The organism is Pseudomonas sp. NPDC088429, from assembly GCF_044753305.1.
Taxonomy (GTDB): Bacteria; Pseudomonadota; Gammaproteobacteria; order Pseudomonadales; family Pseudomonadaceae; genus Aquipseudomonas; species Aquipseudomonas rustica.
In genome coordinates this window covers 1-1,067 of record NZ_JBIVMX010000060.1, presented here as the reverse complement: position 1 = coordinate 1,067, position 1,067 = coordinate 1, and the positions used below count along the sequence as shown (strand labels likewise).

General features: G+C 54.6%; 1 protein-coding gene and 2 pseudogenes. 2 read left to right on the top strand and 1 reads right to left on the bottom strand.

Annotated elements, in window-relative coordinates:
• A pseudogene (locus ACIP66_RS22890) lies at positions 1-61 on the bottom strand (hypothetical protein); the annotation flags it as partial.
• A 278-nt stretch (positions 62-339) separates the two neighbouring features.
• On the opposite strand from ACIP66_RS22890, the gene ACIP66_RS22885 reads away from it, so the two are divergent.
• Together ACIP66_RS22885 and ACIP66_RS22880 are read left to right on the top strand one after the other, a co-directional pair.
• Positions 340-696: a glutamine amidotransferase gene (locus ACIP66_RS22885; protein ID WP_156316191.1), complete on the top strand. Its 357-nt coding sequence runs from the start codon at positions 340-342 to the stop codon at positions 694-696.
• A 93-nt stretch (positions 697-789) separates the two neighbouring features.
• Positions 790-1,067 (top strand): annotated as a pseudogene (locus ACIP66_RS22880) (glutamine synthetase); the annotation flags it as partial.

Sequence of the window (1,067 nt, the reverse complement as noted above, 5' to 3'; positions counted from 1 at the left end):
GAGCTTCCTTAACGAACGCGTTCGCTTCGTTAAGCTGAACGGCACGCGGGGGTACCGACATGATGCAACACCTTTGTTGTTAAAAATATCAATCATTGATCTTTTCTGGTTTCAGTCAACCCGAACGGCCTGCCGAAGTCAAGCGAGGCCTTTTTTGCCCTAAAAAAGCGCTGCAAGGGCATTTATGGGGCACTTTGGGGCGCTTTTGAGACGCCGGGACGCTTGCCACCCGCGGGCTTGAGCAGGCCGTGTTGTATTTTTTACGGGGGTGTTGTGTAAAAAAATGAACAAGGCTAAGCTCGGATCAAACCCATAACAGCAATAATACCGGGGTGCTTCATGTCTCGCCTGCCGTTAATCGGCATCACCGACTGCTCGCAACAGTCCGGTCTGCATGCTTATCACATCAGTGGCGACAAATCCGTCCAACGCTCCGCCAATAAGGCGCGCAGCCTGTCGACGAGGTTCTCGTCAGCAGCAGGCAAAACGGCAGCGTCCGATATTCTGGACGTACGACAAGGCACTCTGTTTATGGCGTCCCCTTCCAATATAGATCTCTTTTACTCTCAAAGCCTGTGCCGGCTGCCAAGCCGTGCTCACGATTCTGCACGCCTGAACTGTGCACAGGAAATGCAACGCCAGCGTAAAGGGCAGGTAAGCTCCTCTTTCATTGTCTATGCGCGGTGCCTGGCGTAAGCCCGCACTGCGCACAAGCAAGCCCATTATCGCGACGCCCCGGCGTCAAACTTTGCCTGACATAGCGTCAGGAGACTCAGCCCAGAGGCATTTATGAGTAACAACCTCGACCAGCTCACCGATTGGTTGAAAGACCACAAGATCACAGAAGTCGAATGCATGATCGCCGACTTGACCGGGATCACCCGTGGCAAGATTTCGCCGACCAACAAGTTCATCGCCGAAAAAGGCATGCGCCTGCCAGAAAGCGTTCTGTTGCAGACGGTGACCGGCGATTACGTCGAAGACGACATCTATTACGAACTGCTCGACCCGGCCGACATCGACATGATCTGCCGCCCCGACCGGACCGCCGTGTACCGGGTGCGGTG

What these genes read in the sequence shown, in the direction of transcription:
- ACIP66_RS22885 (WP_156316191.1), top strand. Translation starts at nt 340, where the DNA reads ATGTCTCGCCTGCCGTTAATCGGCATCACCGACTGCTCGCAACAGTCC.